Below are 21,686 nucleotides of genomic sequence, written 5' to 3' on the forward strand. Positions count from 1 at the left end.
ACACTCTCGTGTGCGGCCCCGCCTGTCGTTCGGCAGCGTCAGCGCTGCGGCATCGTGCTGGTGGTGATCGGAACGGGAAGCGCCGTTGCTCCCTCGAGGAATCGATCCACTGCCGCCGCGCATGCGCGACCCTCGGCGATGGCCCACACGATGAGAGACTGGCCACGCCCCATGTCGCCGGCGACGAACACGCCGTCGACATTGGTGGACCACTCCTCGGAGCGGGCGACGTTGCCGCGCTCGTTGAGGTCAACACCGAGATCCGTGAGCAGGCCCGGCTTCTCGGGCCCGACAAAGCCCATCGCGAGGAGGACGAGATCGGCTTCGAGTTCGAAGTCGCTTCCCTCGACCTTCTCGAAACGGCCGTTCACCATGCGCACCTCGTGGGCGCGGAGACCCGTGACCTTGCCGTCCTCGCCGACGAACTGCTCGGTGTTGACGGAGAAGACGCGGTCGCCACCCTCTTCGTGTGCCGAAGAGACGCGGTACATCAACGGGTACGTCGGCCACGGCGTCGAGTCGGCGCGCTGCTCCGGCGGGCGCGGCATGATCTCGAACTGGCTGACGCTCACCGCACCCTGACGGTGTGACGTACCGAGGCAGTCGGCACCGGTGTCGCCGCCACCGATGATGACGACCTTCTTACCTTCCGCCGTGATGGTCGGCGCGGGGAGGTCACCGAACTGGACACGGTTGGCGATCGGCAGGAACTCCATCGCCTGATGGATCCCGTCGAGTTCGCGTCCGGGAATGGGCAGATCGCGCGCCACCGTCGCACCGCCGGCGAGGACCACGGCGTCGAACTGCTCGCGCAGTTCGTCGGCCGTGATGTCGACCCCGACATTCACTCCGGTCCGGAAGACGGTGCCCTCGGCCTCCATCTGTGCGAGACGGCGGTCGATGAACCGCTTCTCCATCTTGAACTCGGGAATGCCGTAGCGGAGCAGTCCGCCGATGCGGTCGGCCCGCTCGAACACCGTGACCGTGTGCCCCGCGCGCGTAAGCTGCTGCGCCGCAGCAAGTCCTGCCGGACCCGACCCGACGACCGCCACCTTGCGACCGGTGAGCTTCGACGGCGGCACCGGCTTGACGCGGTTGTCCTCGAAGGCCTTCTCGATCAGCTCGACCTCGACCTGCTTGATCGTCACCGGATCCTGGTTGATGCCCAGGACACACGACGCCTCACAGGGTGCCGGGCACAGCCGCCCGGTGAACTCCGGGAAGTTGTTGGTGGCGTGGAGGCGTTCGATGCCGTCCTCCCACTTGCCCTTGTACGCCAGGTCGTTCCACTCGGGAATCAGGTTTCCGAGCGGACAGCCGTTGTGGCAGAAGGGAATACCGCAGTCCATGCAGCGGCTCGCCTGGACCTGGAGGGTCTCGAGCGGGAAAGGCTCGTAGACCTCCTTCCAGTCGAGCAGCCGGAGGGGGACGGGACGACGGACCGGAGTCTCGCGCGACCCGTGCTTGAGGAAGCCGCTTGGATCACCCACGAGCTGCCTCCATGATCGCCTCGTCCACGTTCCCACCACGAATGGTGGCGTCCTTGATAGCCATGAGCACCTTCTTGTAATCGCGAGGCATGACCTTCGCGAAGTGGCTGACCTGTTGTGACCAGTCGGCCAGGATGCGGGCTGCAACGTCGGAGCCCGTTTCGTCACGATGCCGTTCGACCGCGCCCTTGAGCCAGACGAAGTCTTCGCCCTCGAGATCCTCGAGGTCGACCAGCTCGGTATTCAGGTTGTCCTCGAAGTCCTTGTCCGGGTTGTACACGAACGCGACGCCACCGGACATGCCCGCACCGAAGTTGCGGCCGGTCTTGCCGAGGATGACGACCTTGCCACCCGTCATGTACTCGCAGCCGTGGTCGCCGACGCCTTCGACGACGGCCGTGGCTCCGGAGTTGCGGACTGCGAAACGCTCGCCTGCGACACCGCGGATGAGAACCTCACCGCCGGTGGCACCGAACAGGATCACGTTGCCGGCAATGATGTTGTCTTCCGGCACGAATCCCGGTGCGGCGTCGAGCGGGGGACGCACGACGATGCGGCCACCCGACAAGCCCTTGCCGACGAAGTCGTTCGCGTCCCCGTACAGGCGCAGCGTGATACCGCGAGGCACGAAGGCACCGAAGCTGTTACCGGCCGATCCCGTCAACGTGATGTCGATCGTGCCGTCGGGCAGGCCGTCCTTGCCGTACTTCTTGGTGACCTCGTGGCCGAGCATCGTGCCGACCGTGCGGTTGACGTTCGCGACGGCCGTGTCGATCTCGACGGGCGTGCCGGACTCGAGAGCCTGCTGCGCCTTGGCGATCAGGTCGTTGTCGAGCGCCTTGTCGAGTGCGTGGTCCTGTTCCTTGGTGCAGTGCATGTCCTGCTCGCCGTAGATCGGCGAGGTGACCTTCTGCAGCAACGGCGACAGGTCCAGCTTCGACGCGCGGTAGTGGTCCACGGCCTTGCGGGTGTCGAGGCAGTCGACCTGCCCGATCGCCTCGTCGAGACTGCGGAAGCCCAGCTCCGCGAGGTACTCGCGCACCTCTTCGGCGATGTAGAGCATGAAGTTCTCGACGAACTCCGGCTTGCCGGTGAAACGCTTGCGCAGCACCGGGTTCTGCGTCGCGACACCCACGGGGCAGGTGTCGAGATGACAGACGCGCATCATGATGCAACCCGAGACCACGAGCGGCGCGGTGGCGAAACCGAACTCCTCGCCTCCGAGCAGCGCCGCGACGATGACGTCGCGGCCCGTCTTCATCTGGCCGTCGACCTGCACCACGATGCGGTCGCGCAGACCGTTGAGCATGAGCGTCTGCTGGGTCTCGGCCAGGCCGATCTCCCACGGTGCGCCGGCGTGCTTGAGCGAGGTCAGCGGCGACGCGCCGGTGCCACCGTCGTGACCGGAGATGAGCACCACGTCGGCATGCGCCTTGGACACGCCCGCCGCGACCGTGCCGACGCCGAGTTCGGACACCAGCTTCACGTGGATGCGGGCTTCCGGGTTGGCGTTCTTCAGGTCGTGGATCAGCTGGGCCAGATCCTCGATGGAGTAGATGTCGTGGTGCGGCGGCGGCGAGATCAGGCCGACACCCGGCGTGGAACCACGCACCTCGGCGACCCACGGGTACACCTTGTGCGGCGGGAGCTGTCCACCCTCGCCGGGCTTGGCGCCCTGCGCCATCTTGATCTGGATATCGGTGCAGTTCGTCAGGTAGTGCGACGACACACCGAACCGGCCGGACGCGACCTGCTTGATCGCCGAGCGCCGCCAGTCGCCGTTCTCGTCCGGCGTGAAGCGGTCGGGATGTTCGCCGCCCTCACCGGAATTCGATCGGCCGCCGAGACGGTTCATCGCGATCGCGAGAGTCTCGTGGGCCTCCGACGAGATGGAGCCGTAGCTCATCGCACCGGTGGAGAACCGCTTGACGATCTCGCTCGCCGGCTCGACCTCCTCGAGAGGCACGGCGGGGCGCAAACCGGTCTTGAACTCGAACAGGCCACGGAGCGACGCGAGCTGCTGCGACTGGTCGTCGACGAGCTTCGTGTACTCCTTGAACACCTTGTACTGACCGGTGCGGGTGGCGTGCTGGAGCTTGAACACCGTGTCCGGGTTGAACAGGTGGTACTCGCCTTCACGACGCCACTGGTATTCGCCGCCCACCTCGAGCTCGCGGTGCGCGTGCTCGGACGGCCGGTCGAGGAATGCCGACCGGTGACGGGCTGCCACGTCGTGGGCGATCTCTTCGAGGCCGACACCCCCGAGCTGCGACTGCAGGCCGGTGAAGTACTCGTCGACGAGGTCCTGCGACAGGCCGATGACCTGGAACAGCTGCGCGCCGGTGTACGAGGCGAGCGTGGAGATGCCCATCTTGGACATCACCTTGAGGACGCCCTTCGACGCGGCCTTGATGTAGTTGGCGATGGCCTTGTCGAGGGTCATGCCCTCCGGCAGGTCGCCGTTCTGCAGCAACTCGTCGATGCTCTCGAACGCCATGTACGGATTGACCACGGCCGCACCGAAACCGCACAGCGCGGCGATGTGGTGCACCTCGCGGGCGTCGCCCGCCTCGACGAGCAGACCGACCTGCGTGCGCGTCTTCTCCCGCACGAGGTGGTGGTGCACCGCGGAGGTGAGCAGCAGCGACGGGATCGGCGCGAGCTTCTCGTCGGACTCGCGGTCCGACAACACGATCAGGCGTGCGCCCTTCTCGATGGCCTGGGACACCTGCGCGCGAATGCTCGCGAGCGCCCGCTCCAGACCGGCTCCGCCTTCCGCGACCGGGTACAGGCCGCGGATGATGACGCTGCTGAAGCCCGGGAACTGCTTCTCGTCGTTGACGTGGATGAGCTTCTGCAGATCGTCGTTGTCGATCACCGGTGCGGAGAGCAGGATGCGCCGGCACGACGCGGCGGTGGGGTCGAGCAGGTCGCCCTCGGGCCCGAGCATCCCGCCCATGCTGGTGACGATCTCTTCGCGGATCGCGTCCAGCGGCGGGTTGGTCACCTGCGCGAACAGCTGGGAGAAGAAGTCGAACAGCATCCGCGGCCGCGACGACAGCACAGCGATCGGGGTGTCGGTGCCCATGGAACCGAGCGCCTCACCACCGGTGGCAGCCATCGGCTTGACGAGAAGGTCGACCTCTTCGTTGGTGTATCCGAACACCTGCTGCCGCAACACCACCCGCTCGTGCGACATGTAGGTGTACTTCGACTGCGGCAGGTCTTCGAGACGGGTGACGCCCTTCTCGACCCACTCCTGGTACGGGAGTTCGGCGGCGAGTTCGCGCTTGATCTCCTCGTCTTCGACGATGCGGCCCTTGGCCGTGTCGACGAGGAACATCCGGCCCGGCTGCAGGCGCCGCTTGCTCACGATCTTCTCGGCGGGGATGTCGAGCACACCCACCTCGGACGCCATCACGACCAGGCCGTCATCGGTGACCCAGGCGCGCGACGGGCGCAGACCGTTGCGGTCGAGCACCGCACCGATGACGACACCGTCGGTGAAGCACACCGACGCCGGGCCGTCCCACGGCTCCATGAGCGCGGAGTGGTACTCGTAGAACGCACGACGGGCCGGATCCATGGCCGTGTTCCGTTCCCACGCCTCCGGGATCATCATGAGCACCGCGTGCGGCAGGCTGCGGCCACCGAGGTGGAGAAGTTCGAGAACCTCGTCGAACCGCGCGGTATCCGAGGCACCCGGGGTGCACACCGGGAAGATCTTCTCGAGCTTGTCGCGACCGCCGAAGATGTCGCTGTCGATCAGTGCCTCACGTGCACGCATCCAGTTGGCGTTGCCCGTGACGGTGTTGATCTCGCCGTTGTGTGCGACGCGGCGGAAGGGATGCGCGAGAGGCCACGACGGGAAGGTGTTCGTGGAGAAGCGCGAGTGCACCAGACCGAGAGCCGACTCGACGCGCTCGTCCTGGAGGTCCACGTAGAAGCCCTTGAGCTGCGGCGTGGTGAGCATGCCCTTGTAGACGAAGGTCGACGCCGACAGGCTCGGGAAGTACACGGTCTCGCGGCCGGGGCCGTCCTCGCCGGGGCCCTCGTGTCCGAGTTCGTGCTCGGTGCGCTTGCGCACCACGTAGGCACGGCGCTCGAGGTCGATGCCGGTCAGGGCGCGGGCGCCCGACGCGACGAAGATCTGGCGGAAGGTCGGCATGGCGTCGATCGCCATGGAGCCGAGTTCCGACTCGTCCACGGGCACCTCACGCCAGCCGAGGACCTCGAGGCCCTCTTCCTCGACGATGCGGTTCACCTGTGCAACAGCCTCATCGGCGGCTTCCGTGCCCTTGGGCAGGAAGGCGATACCCGTCGCGTAGGCGCCTTCGGCGGGAAGGTCGAAGTCGACGACAGCGCGGAAGTAGGCGTCGGGAATCTGAATGAGGATGCCGGCGCCGTCGCCGGTGTTCTGCTCCGCTCCCGCAGCACCGCGATGCTCCAGATTGACGAGCGCGGTGATCGCCTTCTCGACGATGTCGCGGCTTCGGCGACCGTGCATGTCGACAACGAACGCGACGCCACAGGAATCGTGCTCGTTCGAGGGGTGGTAGAGCCCTTGAGGCCCGGGGAGAAGAGTCATACCTAGCCTTCGTTGCGTGCGATAGCACCGACGACCAGCAGCGCTGATGGCCATCTACTGCCGTAGACGGGTATCGGCCGGGTGTCCCGATACCTTCGACACCGCCAGTATCCGCTCATCCGCGACGGTGCGGGTGCCTTTTGTCGGCAGCACGAGACGGGTCTGGCGACCGGTGGGACATCGTGGGCCCACCGCTCTGGAGGAAACGATATGCCAGGTCACCGGGGGTAATGCAACATAGGCTGCCCTACCTTGGGGCTGACCTGCGTAAATGCCCCGTTGACACGCCTGTGACGAGCCGTTCACATAACCGCGGTTCGCTGCAGGACGGCGTCGAGGATCCTGCCGATGCCGGTCTGCGGGTCCGTCGCGTCGTCCTCGGAGGTGAGGCGGTGGAGGATCACCCCGTCGACGTAGTCCACCACGATCTGCGCGGCGGTCTCGGGGTCGTCGGCGCCGAGCGCGGCAAGGATTTCCCTGCCCCACGCCCGCAGTTCTCCGCGCCTCGCTCCCACCGACTCGCGCAGAGCCGGGACCGTGGTCGATTCGACGAACAGCGCCAGTCGCGCGCGGGTGCGCACCGCGTCCGGACCGGTCGCGTAGAGCACGTACTCCCGCAACAGGACCTCGAGGCCTCGCCGGTCCGGGGCCGTGCCGTCCGCCGTCAGTGCCGCCAGATCCTGGCGATCACGTTCGAGGAGGCGATCGAGTACCCCCTCGACGAGTGCACCCCGGGTCCGGAAGTAGTTCGACGTCGAACCTGCGGGAACACCCGCACGTGCGTCGACGCGGCGATGGGTGAGGGCACGCACCCCGTCCCCTCCCAGAACCTCGATGGCGGCGTCGAGCACAGCGGCACGCTTGTCGGTCACGGTCCCAGCATAAACCGGTCACTACGTTTGTAGTGACACCACACTACAAACGTAGTAGATTGCGGTGCATGAGCGGGACACACGCAGGGAAGGCCGCGATTCTCGGCGGGGGCATCGGCGGGCTCACCGCTGCGAACGCACTCGTCCGCTTCGGCTGGCACGTCGACGTATTCGAACGCGCGGAAGGCCTGCCTCCCACCGGAACCGCGCTGGGACTGTGGCCCGAGGCACTTGCCTCGCTCGAGGTCGCCGGCCTCGGAGGCGAGGCCGAGAAACGGGGAGTGCTGCAGACCTCGGGGTGGTTCCTGCGCTGGGACGGCCTGCCCATCGCGCGCCTCGAGAATCTCCGGCGGCCCGCCGTCCTCCTGTCGCGGCCGCCGTTGCTCGAGCTCCTGTCCGCCGGGTTACCGGATGGCACAGTGCACTTCGGTCACACTGCGCCGGCGGCACCGGATCTCTCCGGATACGACGTCGTGGTCGGCGCCGACGGCATCGGGAGCGCGACCCGCGACGCCCTCTTCGGGTCGCGGTTCCGGCCGGTCTACACCGGATTCACCGCATGGCGAGGATGGGTCGACGGGCGTGCCGCCTCACTGAGCGAAAGCTGGGGACCGAACGCGCTGTTCGGGATCACACCCCGGGACGGCGACCTCACCAACTGGTTCGCGGCGGTCCGCGCGCCGGCCGACTCGACCGGCGGTGTTCCCGACCTCCGCGAGCGCTTCCGCGAGTGGCACCCCGCGGTCCTCGACGTACTCGATCGCCTCGACCCCTCTATGGTGCTGCATCACGACCTGTACCAGTCGCCACCGCTGCCGTCGTACGTCCGCGGCAAGGTGGCCCTCATCGGCGACGCCGCACACGCGATGGCACCCAACCTCGGCCGCGGTGCCTGCGAGGCGATCGTCGACGCCTCCGCGCTCGCCGTCCTGCTTCGCGACCACCCCGTCGCCGAAGCCCTCCATCGCTACGACCGCGCGCGCCGGCACCGCACCCAGCGACTCGTGCGGGCCTCCCGGATGCTGGCCGGGGTCGCGACCGCCACCCGGTTCACCACCGCGCGCAACGCGGCGGTGCGCGCCACCTCGAGATTCGCCTGACGCCCCGGGTTCCTTCGAACCGAACCCACGGCCCTCCGCCGGGTCGTAGCGTTCGGGCGCATGAGCCCCGAATTGGAAGGGCACGGTGGCGATCACGCCGCCGCTGTGGCCCGCGCACACGGTGTGGAGACGATGTTCACCCTCTCCGGCGCCCACGTCTTCCCCCTGTACGACGCCGCGGTGAAAGGCGAGTCGAGGATGCGTCTCGTCGACGTGCGACACGAGCAGACGGCGGTGTTCGCGGCGGAGGCGACCGGCAAGCTCGAGCGGCATCCGGGCCTTGCGGTACTCACCGCCGGGCCGGGCGTCACGAACGGGATCAGCGCCGTCACGCAGGCCCACTTCGCGGGCTCGCCACTGGTCGTACTGGGCGGCCGCGCCCCCAATGCGCGCTGGGGCACGGGCAGTCTCCAGGAACTGGATCAGCCCCCGTTGTTCCGGTCGGTCACCAAGTTGTCGGAGACGGCCCGCACCGTCGGTGAGGTCGGCCCGACGGTGGATGCGGCGTTCACCGCGGCCGAATCCCCGCATCGCGGACCGGCTTTCGTCGATGTCCCGATGGACGAGCTGTACGGACGAGTGACGGCGCCGCGGCCGCAGGCGCATGTGCGTTCCCGCCTCGAGCCGGATTCGGAGGACCTGGCCGAGATCGCCCGGCTACTGACCAGCGCGGAACGGCCCCTGCTCGTCCTGGGCACCGATGTGTGGGCGGACGGCGCCGAGAACGCGGCCCTCCGGTTCGTCGACGAACTGGGCATACCGGTGATCACCAACGGCATGGGACGCGGCATCGTCCCCGGCGGTCATCCGCTGCTCGTCAGCAAAGCACGGAGCGCGGCGGTCGGCACGTGCGATCTCGTGCTGGTCGTGGGCACCCCGCTGGATTTCCGGCTCGGGTACGGACGGTTCGGAGGCCGCGACGGCGGGCCGGCCGCCCAGGTCGTGCACATTGCGGACTCCCCCGGCCAGATCTCGGCACATGCCGAACTCGCGGCCTCCGCGGCCGGGGATCTCACGGCGTGCTTCGACGGCATTCTCTCGGCCTTGTCCGCAAGGCCGGATATTCGGGCGTGGGCGGACCGGTTGCGCGCTCTCACGCTCGAGGCGGCCGCTCGCGATACCGCGCTGCTGTCCGCCGACTCGGACCCCATCCATCCGGCCCGCATCTACGGTGAGCTTCTCCCGCGCCTGGCCGACGACGCCGTCGTCATCGGGGACGGCGGTGACTTCGTGTCCTTCGCGGGAAAGTTCGTGGAGCCGCGGAAGCCGGGCCTGTGGCTCGATCCCGGACCGTACGGATGCCTCGGTGCCGGTCTGGGGGCGGCGATCGCGGCGCGGATAGCGCGGCCGTCGAGCCAGGTCGTGTTGCTGCTCGGCGACGGAGCCGCCGGGATGTCGCTGATGGACGTCGACACCCTGGTGCGGCACCGTCTGCCGGTGGTGATCGTGGTGGGGAACAACTCGGCGTGGGGGCTCGAGAAGGGGCCGATGCAGATGTTGTACGGGTATGACGTCGCGGCAGACCTCACCCCCGGCACCCGCTACGACCAGGTAGCGGTCGCGTTGGGTGCCGGGGGTGAGATGGTCGCCGATCCCCGGGCGATCGGCCCGGCCCTGGACAGGGCTTTCTCGTCGGGGGTCCCCTATGTGGTGAACGTTCTCACCGACACGGAGGCGGCCTATCCTCGCGCGACCACGGGCATCTGAAAGGCCCGTAAACAACAACTGGCCGCAGCGATGAACATCAGCTGCGGCCAGAGGTAACGAAAGAATAACGCGGAGCTTTCGAAACCGTAAGTCGCGCTCAGGTGAACTCTGTCACATCGCGGTTCGTTCCCAGACTCGGTGGGTACCGAGCAGCTCCAACACCGCGCTGACGGCGTCTTCCGGACCGGTCGCAGAGACCACGCCCGGTGCCGCGACGCCCTCGAACAACGCCCGGCCGTCGCCCCACGCGGCAACCGCCTTCTGATGCCGGAGCGTCTCGTCGACGAGGAGCCGTGCCCGCGGGTCGGGTGCGGGGGTGGCGAAGAGAACCGCGTCGAACTCGACGGACCGTGCGGTGAGGAACGTTCGGGAGATCGGAACAACGCCGCCGAGCTTCCCGCCGTGCGGTGCGATGACCAGCGGCACACAATCCGCGCCGTCGATCGCCTTCACCGCGGCCTGCACCTGATCGAGGTCGCTGGTGTCGTCCGCGACGACACCGATGATGCGGCCCTGAACCGGCCATGTCTTGCCCACCTGCGACAGCGCCGGGCTCGGGGCAGGATCGACGAGTTCGATCGTGGGTGCGGGCGCCTCGAGACCGAGCCCTGCCGCCACCGTCGCGCACAGATCGGCGTCGATGTTGGCGAGGATCTGGAGCTGACGCTCCTTGATCGTCTGCTCGTAGCACTTGCCGAGTTCGAAGGTGTACGCGTACGCGACGTGTTCCTTCTCGATCTCCGACAGGCTCTTGTAGAACTGGCGGACCTGCGAGTAGTGGTCGTCGAAGCTCCGCGAGAGGGCGCGTTCCTTCTGGGCCGCCGGCAGCTCGACCGGGAAGTCGATGAAGGCCCCTTCGTCGGCACCGGCGAAGAACGGACATCCCCCGTCCAGCGAATTCGGCTTGTACGGCGCGACGCCCTTGTGGACCGCGTGCTGGTGGAACCCGTCGCGCAGCATGTCGTTGACGGGGGCGTGCGGGCGGTTGATCGGAATCTGGCCGAAGTTCGGCCCGCCGAGCCGGGTGAGCTGGGTGTCCAGGTAGGAGAACAGGCGCCCCTGCAACAGCGGGTCGTCGGTGACGTCGATACCGGGCACGAGGTGGCCGGGATGGAACGCGACCTGCTCGGTCTCCGCGAAGAAGTTGGTGGGGTTGGCGTTGAGCTCCATGGTGCCGATGATCTGCACCGGAGCGAGTTCTTCCGGCACGATCTTCGTCGGGTCGAGCAGATCGATGCCCTCGAAGGTCTGTTCCGGATTGTCGGGGAACACCTGCACCCCGAGATCCCATTGCGGGTATGCCCCGGCCTCGATGGCGTCGGCCAGGTCGCGGCGGTGGTAGTCGGGGTCGAAGCCGTTGATCATCTGGGCTTCTTCCCACACCAGGGAGTGCACGCCCAAGCGCGGCTTCCAGTGGAACTTGACGAGAGAAGTCTCGCCCGCCTCGTTGACGAGCCGGAAGGTGTGGACGCCGAAGCCCTCCATCATCCGGTACGAGCGCGGAATACCGCGGTCGGACATGTTCCACATCGTGTGCGCGGTGGCCTCGGTGTGGAGCGAGACGAAGTCCCAGAACGTATCGTGCGCGCTCTGTGCCTGCGGAATCTCCCTGTCGGGGTGCGGCTTTCCGGCGTGGATGATATCCGGGAACTTGATGGCGTCCTGAATGAAGAAAACGGGAATGTTGTTACCGACCAGGTCGAAAGTGCCCTCGTCGGTGTAGAACTTGGTCGCGAATCCACGCGTGTCGCGAACGGTGTCCGCCGAGCCTCTCGAACCGAGAACAGTCGAGAACCGAACGAAGACAGGCGTTTCCGCGCCCTTCTTCAAGAACCCGGCACGGGTCACCGTCGTGGCTGCACCGTTGGCGCGGAACACTCCGTGAGCGGCGGCGCCTCGCGCATGGACTACACGCTCGGGAATGCGTTCGTGGTCGAAATGAGTGATCTTTTCGCGGAAGTGATGGTCCTGCAAAAGAACAGGCCCGCGTGCCCCTGCCTTGAGGGAATGATCGGTATCGGTGAGACGCGCGCCCTGCGCGGTGGTGAGGAATGCGCCGCTCTGGGCGCGGGCACCGTCGATGTCGACCTTGTTGCCCGTTGCGGTCACGCCCGCCGGCTGCTGCTGGTCGGGCTTCGTTCCGGGAGCATCAACCGGTGTCGTGGGTTCTGTGAGCTGTGGCTCGATGGACGCGGGTGCGCCCGGAACCTTAGGGGGTTGCCCTGCCATATCGAAAACTCCGATCGGTAAGTGCGCGATGGTTCTCTTCGAGTACCCGAATGCCCCCGCGACAAACCGATTCGGCGCGCTCTCAATCCTGTGTGGTCTCCTGGGTCTCACCGAGCATCTTCTGTATCTCCCCTTCCGTGCGTGTCTTGCCTATTCCGGCCGCCGACAGCACGCCGGAACCGTTCTCCACTTCGAGCACGGCGAGAAGGATGTGCTCGCTCCCCACGTAGTTGTGCCCGAGGCGCAGCGCCTCCCGGAACGTCAGCTCGAGGATCTTCCGGACCTGCGCGTCGTACGGGATCAGTTCGGGCATCGACTCACTCGACGGAGCAGGCAGGGCGCTTGTGATCGAGGTGCGCAGCGCCTCGAGATCGATCCCCTGGGCAATGAGCGCCTGCGCAGCGAACGAGTCCGTGTCGGTGAGGAGGCCGAGAGCGAGGTGCGCCGGCGCGATCTCGGGGTTGCCCGCGGCCCGGGCTGCGTTCATCGACGCCATGACGACGTTCTTGGCACGTGGCGTGAATCGGGAGAACCCCTGCTCGGGATCCAGGTCGTTCTCTCGCTTCGGAACGAATCGCTTCTGGGCCGCCTGTTTGGACACGCCCATGCTGGCGCCGATCTCGGACCACGACGCTCCCGAGCGTCGCGCCTGATCGACGAAGTGGCCGATGAGGTGATCCGCGATGTCGCCCAGGTGATCTGCGGCGATCACGGCGTCGGAGAGTTGGTCGAGGACGTCGGGATGGACTTGCTTGATTCCTTCGATGAGGTCGTCGAGCCGGATGGGATGGGTCGGTCGTAGGGGTTCCATGCGTCAACGCTAGGTTGACGATCCAGGCTCGTCAACCCTTGGTTGACGGCCGTTCCGGCTCAGGTAGCGGGGCTCAGGCGCCGCCCTCCGGTTATCGTCGAGTGCATGACGCGACGAGTGAGTGTGTGGGGCGGCGGGTTCTGGCTGAGCGGAAAGACCCGGGAGGCTGCGCTCGACGCGGCCCGTGAACTCGACGATCTGGGCTACGAGCGACTGTGGACGTCGGGTGGATTCGGCGAGGGCGTTCCGCCCGTGTACGGCGAAGTCCTGAATGCGACGACGCGCCTCGGCGTCGCGAGCGGCATCGTCAGCATCTGGCATGCGGAACCGGCCGACGTTGCCGCGACCGTCGCGCGCTTCGAGGAGGAACACCCGGGCCGGTTCCTGCTCGGCGTGGGCACCAGCCATGCTCCCGTCGTCGACGCGAAGGCTGCGCACACCTACACCAAGCCGTACAGCCACATGGTCGAGTACCTCGACGCGCTCGACGCCGCCCAGCCGCCGGTTCCCGCCGAGCGCCGTGTCCTCGCGGCCCTCGGCCCGCGCATGCTCGCCCTGTCGGCGGCACGAGCGGCCGGCGCTCATCCGTACTTCGTTCCTGCCGAACACACCGCACAGGCACGCGAAATCCTCGGAGCCGGTCCGTTGCTCGCCCCGGAGGTCGCCGTCGTGCTCGAGAGCGACGAGGACACCGCTCGTGGCATCGCGCGCGAATACATGCGCGGCTACCTGTCACTGCCGAACTATTCGAACAACCTGCTGCGTCTGGGGTACACCGAGGACGACGTGGCCGGGGGAGGCAGCCACCGGCTGATGGACGCGCTGATTCCGTGGGGCGATCTCGACCGCGTCGTCGCCGGCATCGACAAGCATTACCGCGCGGGCGCCGACGAAGTGGCCATCCAGGTGCTGACCGCCGATCCCAACGCGTTCCCGGCCGCCGACTACCGCGAACTGGCAGCGGCACTCATCAGCTGAACGCCGTCCCGCGGAGCGTCAGTCCGTGCGCTCGAATCGGTCCGGGAGCCGGAGGTAGAGACGGTCGACGAGGGGCAGCAGCGCAACGGTGATGCCCGTGACGACGAGCACGCCCAGGGCGAAACCCGAGAGCACGTCGTGCACGTAGTGCACGCCGCCGGCGACCCGGGAGAATCCCAGCAGCACCGCCACGGGCGCAACGAACCAGATGATGCGCGGGACGGCCAGAACGCAGGCGGTCGCCAGCGACGCGGCGATCACCGAGTGGTTCGACGGCCACGACCAGTCGCCCACTTCGGGGCACTCCAGGACGGTCGTCACGTCGAATGCCCGGCACGGCCGGGGCTCGGTGATGACGAGTTTGACGAGCTCACTCGTCAGGTACGCCACCACGGCTCCTGCGCCACCGGCCACCATGATCCGGAGCGCGCGGCGGTCGCGCAGCCAGGACCGCACCGCCAGCACCGCAAACGTCGCGACCAGTACCAGCGGCCCCTTCTCCGCGACCACACCCGCCAACTCCGCCAGCGGCGACGCCCCGATGGTGCGGGCGATTGCGGTGTACAACTCCTCGTGCAGAGGGACAGCCGCCAGTGCGAGGACAGCCAGGACGACGGCGGTGAGCATCGCACGCCGGAGCGTCGCCCGGGACAAGCGCGTGCGAACGGCGGGTGAAGCCTCGACGAAACTCATGGGCACGACGCTATCGCGGCCCTGCACCGAGGCGTAGACCGGCAGGCGACCGCGATGCAGTGGCCCGACCGATCGCTACTCGGCCGTTTCCAGGGAGTCCTCCTCCGCGTAGTGCGCGAGAAGTTCTTTTTCGCCGTCGCGCTTCGGGTACACGAAGAACACCAGCAGAGCTCCGAGGACCACGATCACGATCGCTGCGGCGTACGCACGATCGTCACCGTCGAGAAAGGCGGTGCGGGCCGCGGACATGATCTGCTCCGCATATTGCGGGTTGCTCTCCGCGACATGCACAGCACCGGCAAACGACTTCTCGAGGGCTGCCTGCGTTTGCTCGCTGACGGACTGAGCGTCCGGTGCGCTTGCGATCGTCGCCGCCCACGAAGCGGTGTAGCCGGCAGTCAGGAGTCCACCGAGAGTCGACTGCATGATGGCGCCACCCAGGTCCCGCTGCAGATCCGAGGTACCCGACGCCATTCCGGCCCGTGAGACCGGAACCGAACTCGTGAGCGAGTGGGAGGCGGGTGTCCCTGCGAGGCCGATGCCCGCACCGATCAACATGAATACGAGGGCGATCGACCAGTAGCGGGCGTTCTCGTCCCACAGCACCAGCGCCAGGACCAACGCGAGCGCAATCGGCACGTATCCCGACAACAACGTGAACCGCGAACCGTACGCCTCCACGAGTTTCGCGGACTGCGGCGCCACCAGCACCATCACCGCTGCGGCCGGCAAGGCAGCCGATCCCGCCGCCAGCGTCGAATATCCGAGAACGTTCTGCAGATACTGCTGGCTGACGTACATCGATCCCATCAGCGATCCGAACACGATGATGCCCGCCACCGCCGCGACCCAGAAGATTCGGCGGCGCGCGACCCGCAGGTCGAACAGCGGGTTCGGCGCCCGAAGCTGGCGGATGACGAACACGGCCCCGGCTGCCAGTGCGATCACACCCGCGGAGACGGCGGTGGTCTGCATACCGCTCACCGGCGCGAAGGTGATGCCGAGAACGAGCGACCCCACCATCACGACAGACACGACCCCGCCGAGGTGGTCGACCGGAGCGGTGGACTCGTTGACGTGCCTCGGGACGAACACGATTGTCAGGAGGAGGGCAGCCACCGCCAGCGGAATCGTCACCAGGAAGACCGATCCCCAGTAGAACCACTCGAGCAGTGCTCCTGCCACGAGCGGACCGAGCGACGTGAGACCACCGCCGATGGCGGACCACAATGCGATCGCCCGGGTCCGCGCCGCACCCGACCACAACGCGGTGATCAAGGCCAGCGTCGTCGGGAAGGCCAGCCCGGCGGATACTCCACCGAGCACCCGCGCCAGAAACAACACCTCGGTGTTCGGTGCCAGACCGGCGAGCAGCGAGATCGGCACCGACAACGTCATACCCAGCACCAGCATCGTTTTTCGGCCGTAGCGGTCGCCGACCGCACCGAGATAGAGCACCGACCCCGCCAAACCCAGCGAGTATCCGACCGCGATGAGGTTCAGGTCGGTCTGGCTGGTGTCGAATGCTTTCCCGATGTCGGGCAGGGCCACATTGGCGACGGCGAGATTGAGATTCGCGACCGCCGCGACGAGGATGAGCGTTCCCAGCACCAGTGGCGCTCGGGCGGGCTTATCCGTCGTGGATGGGAGCACGAGAAACAGTGTGCGTCCTGCGACTCCGCATGCGCGCTTTGTTCGGCGAAGTGGCCCGTCCACGCCGAAAACTGCCCCGGAGAGTCACCGGGAACGAACGATTTTGTGCGCCAACGGTTTGATCCTGACAAAACGGGTATAACCACCTCGGCAAAGAAGCAGTATGGGCTAGTCAATCTCTCTACCGAAGTCTCAAGGAAGGACCCGCGCGATGCTCGGACTCGGAATCCTCGGCTGGATCATCATCGGTGGTTTGGCCGGTTGGATCGGCAGTAAGTTCATGGGCACTGACGCCCAGCAGGGCATTCTCCTCAACGTTGTTGTCGGTGTGATCGGCGGCCTGATCGGCGGCTTCCTCCTGAAGCTGTTCGGTGTCGATGTCGAAGGCGGTGGGCTGATCTTCAGCTTCCTGACCTGCCTCCTCGGCGCAGTGATCCTGCTGTTCCTCGTCAAGGCTGTTACCGGTCGTCGCGGCGGCGTCCGCCGCTAAGACTCCGGGCTGTCCCGCGAGGCGACGGCGACGACGCCGTACCCCGAGCGACACACAGCTCAGGCCTACGAAGATGCCGGACCCCACGGGTCCAGCATTTTCGTTCGTTCTGCCACACCCCGACGTCGTTTCGTGGCCTGCCGGCTCGGGTATTTCCGAAGACATGAGTATCGAAGACGGACCCGGCGACACCCTCAGCCCGAGCGAGGGTCTCGACGCGGACGAAGTACGCAACGACGACGGCGACGAAGTTGTCGATCCGCCCGAAGGATGGAGCGAAGCCGACAAATTCGGCACCACACAGCGCGAAGAGCAGGAAGGCGAATCGCTCGACCAGCGGCTTGCCGAAGAAGAACCCGACATCGAGCCCGAAACACCGCCGGAGGTACCGGTCGCGGTGATGCCGGACGACGAACTCACCGAGGACCTCGTGGACGAGGTCATCGATGAAGATGCGGATGAGGACGACGGCACCGTCAAACATGCGGAAGTAGTCGACGGGGTCATAGTCGAGGATTCCCGCGTGGACCGCGGCCAGATCGACGGTAGCCCCGAAGACGGCGAGTCGATCTTCCCCATCGTCGAGTAACAAAGGCGCAGATGCTCCGCGTCCCCGGCGGGCGCGGGGCATAGCCCTGCAGCCTCGCGGGGCCTTACGTGCAGGACCGTGACCGAGCGGTCGGACACCGAGCGGTCGGACTCAGCCGGACGATTCCGCTTATTCTGCGTCGACAGCCTTCTCGAGGGGAATCGGATGATCGTCGATGCGGCCGCAGCAGGGGGTATCGCCCTCATCGAGCTCGGCATGGTGCTCACCCCCGGGCCGAACATGGTCTACCTGACGTCCCGCGCGATCGGACAGGGCCGACGCGCCGGCCTGGTGTCGTTGGCGGGCACGGGGGTGGGATTCCTCTGCTATCTGCTGATGGCAGTTGCCGGTCTGTCTGTCGTGTTCGGCGCGGTCCCTGCGGCGTTCACCGTGCTGAAACTGGCCGGCGCTGCGTATCTCGTATACCTGGCCTGGGGAATGATCCGCCTCGGCGGACGTGGCCTGTTCTCCCCTCGCGAACTGGATCCGGTAAGCGATCGCCGGCTCTTCGGGATGGGCCTTCTGACCAACCTGCTCAACCCGAAGATCGCATTGATGTACGCCGCGCTGCTCCCCCAGTTCGTGTCTCCGGAATCGGGCCCGGTGTGGCTGCAACTCCTCCAACTCGGCGCGGTCCAGATCGTGATCGCAGTCGCTGTCAACGGGATGATCGTGCTCGGAGCGGCGAAGATCGCGGGTTTCCTGTTCGCCCGGCCGCGCGTGATGCTCGCCCAGCGATGGGCTGCCGGGACACTTTTGGCGGGTTTCGCAGTGAAGACTGCGCTCGGCAAAGGACCTGCGCCCGCCTGAGACTGCGCCGCCGCAGCCGGTAACGGGGGAGAACCGTCGATACTCACGAATTCGAACCCATCGCAGCCTCGCTCACATACTATCGGTTTGAATACGACGATATATCAATCCTACGGTTTGTTTTCGTTTCCGCGGAGTAGGCCTGCGGATACGTGCCTCGGCTCACTACCTTGAAGAAACCGGATCCACATCGGCCGGAAGGAAACGCTGATGTCCGATACTCCGAATCCAGGCAACACCGGATCACCCGGCCCCGGCTATTACCGCGACCCATCGGGAGTGATGCGCTGGTGGGACGGAGCCCGGTGGACCGATAGCGTCCAGAACAGCGGTCCGTCCCCGTCTGCGCCCCAGCCACCACCCTCTCGGCCGCGGGAGAAGTCGCACACGCTGCGCAATGTCCTGCTCGCGCTGATCGCGGTGTTCGTGCTGGCAATCGGCGGGTGCGTCGCTCTCCTGGCGTTTGCGGGAAACGAGGTCAACGAGGCGATCGAGTCAGCAGAGGTGGACGACGCTGCTCCGGGCGGCCCCGACAACCCGCTGACGATTGCCGAGGGGCAACCGTTCGAGGTCTCCGGATTTCAATATGCGCCCGGATGGTCCGTTACCCAGGACACGCTCGGTAACGCACAGGTGGAGGGTCTTCGAGTCACGAACGCGCGGGACGAGACGGACAGCGCGATCGTAGAAATCAAGTTCATGAACGGAAGCGAAGTGGTGGCGCTGGTCAACTGCACGACGGAACAGATTCAGGTGGGGCAAACCACGTCCCTGAACTGCTTTGGTGCCGACGACTTTCCGGCGACGTACGACCGGATCACCATCAACGACGCCTTCTGATCGGGTTCCTGCGGTCGGCGAGCTCAGGACACACCTCGTCGGCATCGACCAGCCACTGGATGGTGTGTGCCTCGAGGACCGACTCGGGATGTGCGCGAGGGAGATCCACCTGTGGCGAGCGGAAGACCGGCTACGCCGAACTCGGCGATGAACGGATCGCCTGGATGCCAGACGATCCCGTGCCGATCACGACCCTTGCGGTGAACTCACGCGGTGGCGGGGTGACCCGCGTGGTCAGCGCACCGGTGCGCTGCTGCGTCCGTGCTCTCGTCCGCTCAACTCGGCATCGAGCGTCGCTTGCGCCACACGCATCTGATCGGCATACACCGGGTCTTGCATTCGCTGCCACATCACGTTCTCGGGTACGTCCTCGATGTGGCACGTCACCCACCAGATGTTTCCGAACGGATCCTTGATGCGTCCCCCTCGCTGACCGAACGCGCTGTCGCTCAGCTCTGTGACCACCTCGGCCCCGGCGGCGACCGACTTGGCGAACGTCTCGTCCGCATCCGGAACGAACACACGCAGCAGACTCGGCATGGTCGGCCACTCCGGGCGGCGGTCGAAGGCCAGGACCACTGTGTCACCGACCCGGATCTCTCCGTGCCCGATCGACCCGTCCTCGGTCTCGACCCGGGCGAGTTCCTCGCCGTCGAAGGCCCGCGCGACGAAGTCCAGGAAAGCGCGGGTGTCGTCGGTGACCACCCAAGGGGCGACGCTCGTGTAGCCGGCCGGGGCGGAGTTGCGTTGTTCGGACATGGGCGGTTCCCCCTCGACGCTGTTTCCCTGCGGTCGTGGGCAACGCTATGTACGAAAGAGGTCGGATTCGGTCCTCGATGCTGCGGTTTCGGAATCTGCGATCCGAAAGACTGCGAGGACCAGGAACGTCAGGACATCGCAGCGTGGGTCGGCAGTCGTCGAGAGACCGGGGTCACCGGGGGCGCAGCCCGCGAGATGCCGATACACGCACTCCGCGGCCCTTTCCGAACGAAAAACGAGGCCCCGATCTCTTTCGAGTTCGTGACCTCGTTCGTGTGCAGTTCGTTGGAACTGCTCCTGGTGGGCGAAGGGGGACTTGAACCCCCACGTCCCGAAGGACACTGGCACCTGAAGCCAGCGCGTCTGCCATTCCGCCACTCGCCCGAGCAACGCAGAAAACAGTAACACAGCTCCTAATCAAACAACGATTCGCCTGGTCAGGGCGAAAACGGAGCCTCACGGGACCCCGGCGCACTACCGATCGGAACACGCAGGGGGTGCCACCCGGTCCAAACGTGGAAAAAGTGGATACCATGCAGTTGCACGATCTGCATCACGACACGCGGAGACCTGAAAGGGGGTCGCAATGGGCATCGCCCAACGATTCGAACGCAAGCTTCAGTCCGCTATCGGCGACGCTTTCGCCCGCGTGTTCGGCGGCGGCGTGGTTCCTCAGGAAGTCGAAGCTGCGCTGCAGCAAGAGGCGACCGACGGCGTCCAGCAGCTCGATCGAGGCCATACCCTGGCCCCGAACAAATACGTGATCACCATCAGCGAATCCGATCATGAGGCCCTCGCTGCCGACCGGGACTTGACTGTCAAGGCCTTCGCGCGTCACCTTGATGACTTCATCCGTGAACAGGGATGGCAGACGTACGGTGACATCCAGGTCGTCTTCGAGTCGTCGTCGGCACTGCACACAGGGCAGTTCCGGACTCGCGGCTCGGTTGATCCAGATGTGGGGCGCTCAGCGGCGCGCGCCCCGGCTCCGCGGAACCCGCAGATCCGCCCAACAGTGACACCCGAACCAGGAGTTGGCCCCATGACGCAGAACCCCGGCTACGAACCGAGCCGTGACCCCGCCGAGGCGGAACCGCAGTACGCACGCAACGGTCACGCGCACGTCGGCCAGGATCAGCGTTACGCACAGGGCTACAACAACGGCGCGGGCTACGCAGGTAGCCAGGCCTACAGCGACCCGCAGCAGGGCGGTTACGACAACCAGCCCCAGGGTGGCTACGGCGACCCCGCCCAGGGCGGATACGACCAGCAGGCCTACAGCGATCAGAACTACGATCCGCAGGGCTACCAGCAAGGCTATTCCCAGCAAGGCGGCTACGACCAGCCTGCCGGTTACGACCAGCAGGGCGGGTACGACCAGCCTGCCGGTTACGACCAGCAGGCCTACGGCGCGCAGCCCCAGGCATACAGCCAGGACTACGGCCGCGACGGCGCTCAGCAGTACGGGCAGCCCGGCTACGACGATCGTTACCAGGCTCCGCAGCCGCAGGGCGGCGGATACGACCAGGGCTACGCCGACCAGGGTTACCAGGCTCAGCCGTACGGCCAGCAGGGCTACGCCGAGCCGGCATACGACCAGGGCTACGCGGCAGCAGAGCCGGCGTACGACCAGGGTTACGCGGGAGGTGGCTACCAGTCCCCCGCCGCCGGTCGTGTGCTGACGGCCACCCTGCAGCTCGAAGACGGCAGCGGCCGGTACTACCAGCTCCGTGAGGGCAGCAACATCATCGGTCGCGGGCAGGACGCACAGTTCCGCCTCCCCGACACCGGTGTCTCGCGTCGTCACATCGACATCCGCTGGGACGGGCAGGTCGCGATGCTTTCCGATCTCGGATCCACGAACGGCACCACCGTCAACGGCGCGTCCATCCAGGACTGGCAGCTGGCCGACGGCGATATCGTCCGGGCGGGCCACTCGGAAATCCTTGTGCGCATTCTCTGAGCTGCGGATATCCAGGGCCTACGGGGTCCGTCGACACCGTCCGACGCGTGTACTGCGCGTCGGACGCTGTATCGAGTCGGCCGTGTCCGTATTGTGAGTGACCGCAGCGCACCG

The 21,686-nt window shown here is 66.5% G+C and carries 16 protein-coding genes and 1 tRNA gene; 8 read left to right on the forward strand and 9 right to left on the reverse strand.

All coding sequences use genetic code 11. From position 1 onward, the window contains the following. Positions 1 to 38: 38 nt before the first annotated feature. From TVH25_RS02165 to TVH25_RS02175, 3 genes are all read right to left on the reverse strand, one after another. On the reverse strand, positions 39 to 1,490 hold the full coding sequence (locus tag TVH25_RS02165; protein WP_169620858.1) for a glutamate synthase subunit beta: 1,452 nt from the start codon (positions 1,488 to 1,490) through the stop codon (positions 39 to 41). Then, a complete protein-coding gene (gene gltB / locus TVH25_RS02170; protein ID WP_296550670.1) occupies positions 1,483 to 6,078 on the reverse strand; it encodes a glutamate synthase large subunit in 4,596 nt (1,531 codons plus the stop codon). The genes TVH25_RS02165 and gltB overlap by 8 nt, the downstream gene beginning before the upstream one ends. Positions 6,079 to 6,380: 302 nt before the next feature. Next, on the reverse strand, positions 6,381 to 6,950 hold the full coding sequence (locus TVH25_RS02175; RefSeq protein WP_169620860.1) for a TetR family transcriptional regulator C-terminal domain-containing protein: 570 nt from the start codon (positions 6,948 to 6,950) through the stop codon (positions 6,381 to 6,383). Positions 6,951 to 7,018: 68 nt separating this feature from the next. Here TVH25_RS02175 and TVH25_RS02180 point away from each other — a divergent pair, with 68 nt between their 5' ends. Beyond that, entirely contained in the window at positions 7,019 to 8,050 is a 1,032-nt protein-coding gene (locus tag TVH25_RS02180; RefSeq protein ID WP_169620861.1) for an FAD-dependent monooxygenase, read from the forward strand. Between the two features lie 60 nt (positions 8,051 to 8,110). Next, complete coding sequence (locus TVH25_RS02185; RefSeq protein WP_296550673.1) at positions 8,111 to 9,757, forward strand: acetolactate synthase; 1,647 nt, start codon at positions 8,111 to 8,113, stop codon at positions 9,755 to 9,757. A gap of 111 nt (positions 9,758 to 9,868) precedes the next feature. On the opposite strand, the gene TVH25_RS02190 is transcribed toward TVH25_RS02185, so the two are convergent. Together TVH25_RS02190 and TVH25_RS02195 are read right to left on the reverse strand one after the other, a co-directional pair. After that, the gene (locus tag TVH25_RS02190; protein WP_378527215.1) at positions 9,869 to 11,986 is read right to left on the reverse strand and encodes a catalase; all 2,118 of its coding nucleotides are present in this window, start codon (positions 11,984 to 11,986) and stop codon (positions 9,869 to 9,871) included. 82 nt (positions 11,987 to 12,068) lie between these two features. Beyond that, on the reverse strand, positions 12,069 to 12,797 hold the full coding sequence (locus TVH25_RS02195; RefSeq protein WP_296550675.1) for a Clp protease N-terminal domain-containing protein: 729 nt from the start codon (positions 12,795 to 12,797) through the stop codon (positions 12,069 to 12,071). A gap of 117 nt (positions 12,798 to 12,914) precedes the next feature. Here TVH25_RS02195 and TVH25_RS02200 point away from each other — a divergent pair, with 117 nt between their 5' ends. Further along, positions 12,915 to 13,775 carry a TIGR03620 family F420-dependent LLM class oxidoreductase gene (locus tag TVH25_RS02200; protein WP_422423277.1) on the forward strand — a complete coding sequence of 287 codons (861 nt, stop codon included), beginning with the start codon at positions 12,915 to 12,917 and terminating at the stop codon, positions 13,773 to 13,775. A gap of 18 nt (positions 13,776 to 13,793) precedes the next feature. On the opposite strand, the gene TVH25_RS02205 is transcribed toward TVH25_RS02200, so the two are convergent. Next, positions 13,794 to 14,468: a phosphatase PAP2 family protein gene (locus TVH25_RS02205; protein WP_422423262.1), complete on the reverse strand. Its 675-nt coding sequence runs from the start codon at positions 14,466 to 14,468 to the stop codon at positions 13,794 to 13,796. A 75-nt stretch (positions 14,469 to 14,543) separates the two neighbouring features. Beyond that, on the reverse strand, positions 14,544 to 16,121 hold the full coding sequence (locus TVH25_RS02210) for an MFS transporter (RefSeq protein ID WP_296550678.1): 1,578 nt from the start codon (positions 16,119 to 16,121) through the stop codon (positions 14,544 to 14,546). Positions 16,122 to 16,332: 211 nt separating this feature from the next. Between TVH25_RS02210 and TVH25_RS02215 the strand changes: the two genes are divergently transcribed. The 4 genes from TVH25_RS02215 (at position 16,333) to TVH25_RS02230 (ending at position 18,850) form a co-directional block, all read left to right on the forward strand. After that, on the forward strand, positions 16,333 to 16,611 hold the full coding sequence (locus TVH25_RS02215) for a GlsB/YeaQ/YmgE family stress response membrane protein (RefSeq protein ID WP_296550679.1): 279 nt from the start codon (positions 16,333 to 16,335) through the stop codon (positions 16,609 to 16,611). Positions 16,612 to 16,774: 163 nt separating this feature from the next. Further along, positions 16,775 to 17,200 (forward strand): hypothetical protein, encoded by a 426-nt coding sequence (locus tag TVH25_RS02220; protein WP_169652291.1) that lies wholly within the window; start codon positions 16,775 to 16,777, stop codon positions 17,198 to 17,200. A gap of 168 nt (positions 17,201 to 17,368) precedes the next feature. Next, positions 17,369 to 18,010, forward strand: a complete 642-nt coding sequence (locus TVH25_RS02225; RefSeq protein ID WP_422423278.1) for a LysE family translocator — start codon at positions 17,369 to 17,371, stop codon at positions 18,008 to 18,010. Between the two features lie 210 nt (positions 18,011 to 18,220). Beyond that, positions 18,221 to 18,850: a DUF2510 domain-containing protein gene (locus TVH25_RS02230; RefSeq protein ID WP_422423263.1), complete on the forward strand. Its 630-nt coding sequence runs from the start codon at positions 18,221 to 18,223 to the stop codon at positions 18,848 to 18,850. Positions 18,851 to 19,084: 234 nt separating this feature from the next. Here TVH25_RS02230 and TVH25_RS02235 read toward each other — a convergent pair whose 3' ends face one another. Beyond that, entirely contained in the window at positions 19,085 to 19,609 is a 525-nt protein-coding gene (locus TVH25_RS02235; protein ID WP_422423264.1) for a VOC family protein, read from the reverse strand. Positions 19,610 to 19,907: 298 nt separating this feature from the next. Beyond that, a tRNA-Leu gene (locus tag TVH25_RS02240) sits at positions 19,908 to 19,993 on the reverse strand. A gap of 202 nt (positions 19,994 to 20,195) precedes the next feature. Between TVH25_RS02240 and TVH25_RS02245 the strand changes: the two genes are divergently transcribed. Beyond that, on the forward strand, positions 20,196 to 21,572 hold the full coding sequence (locus tag TVH25_RS02245) for an FhaA domain-containing protein (RefSeq protein ID WP_422423265.1): 1,377 nt from the start codon (positions 20,196 to 20,198) through the stop codon (positions 21,570 to 21,572). The last annotated feature ends 114 nt before the right edge of the window (positions 21,573 to 21,686 follow it).

The sequence above is a fragment of the Rhodococcus sp. 7Tela_A2 genome, assembly GCF_049311045.1.
Lineage (GTDB): Bacteria > Actinomycetota > Actinomycetes > Mycobacteriales > Mycobacteriaceae > Rhodococcus.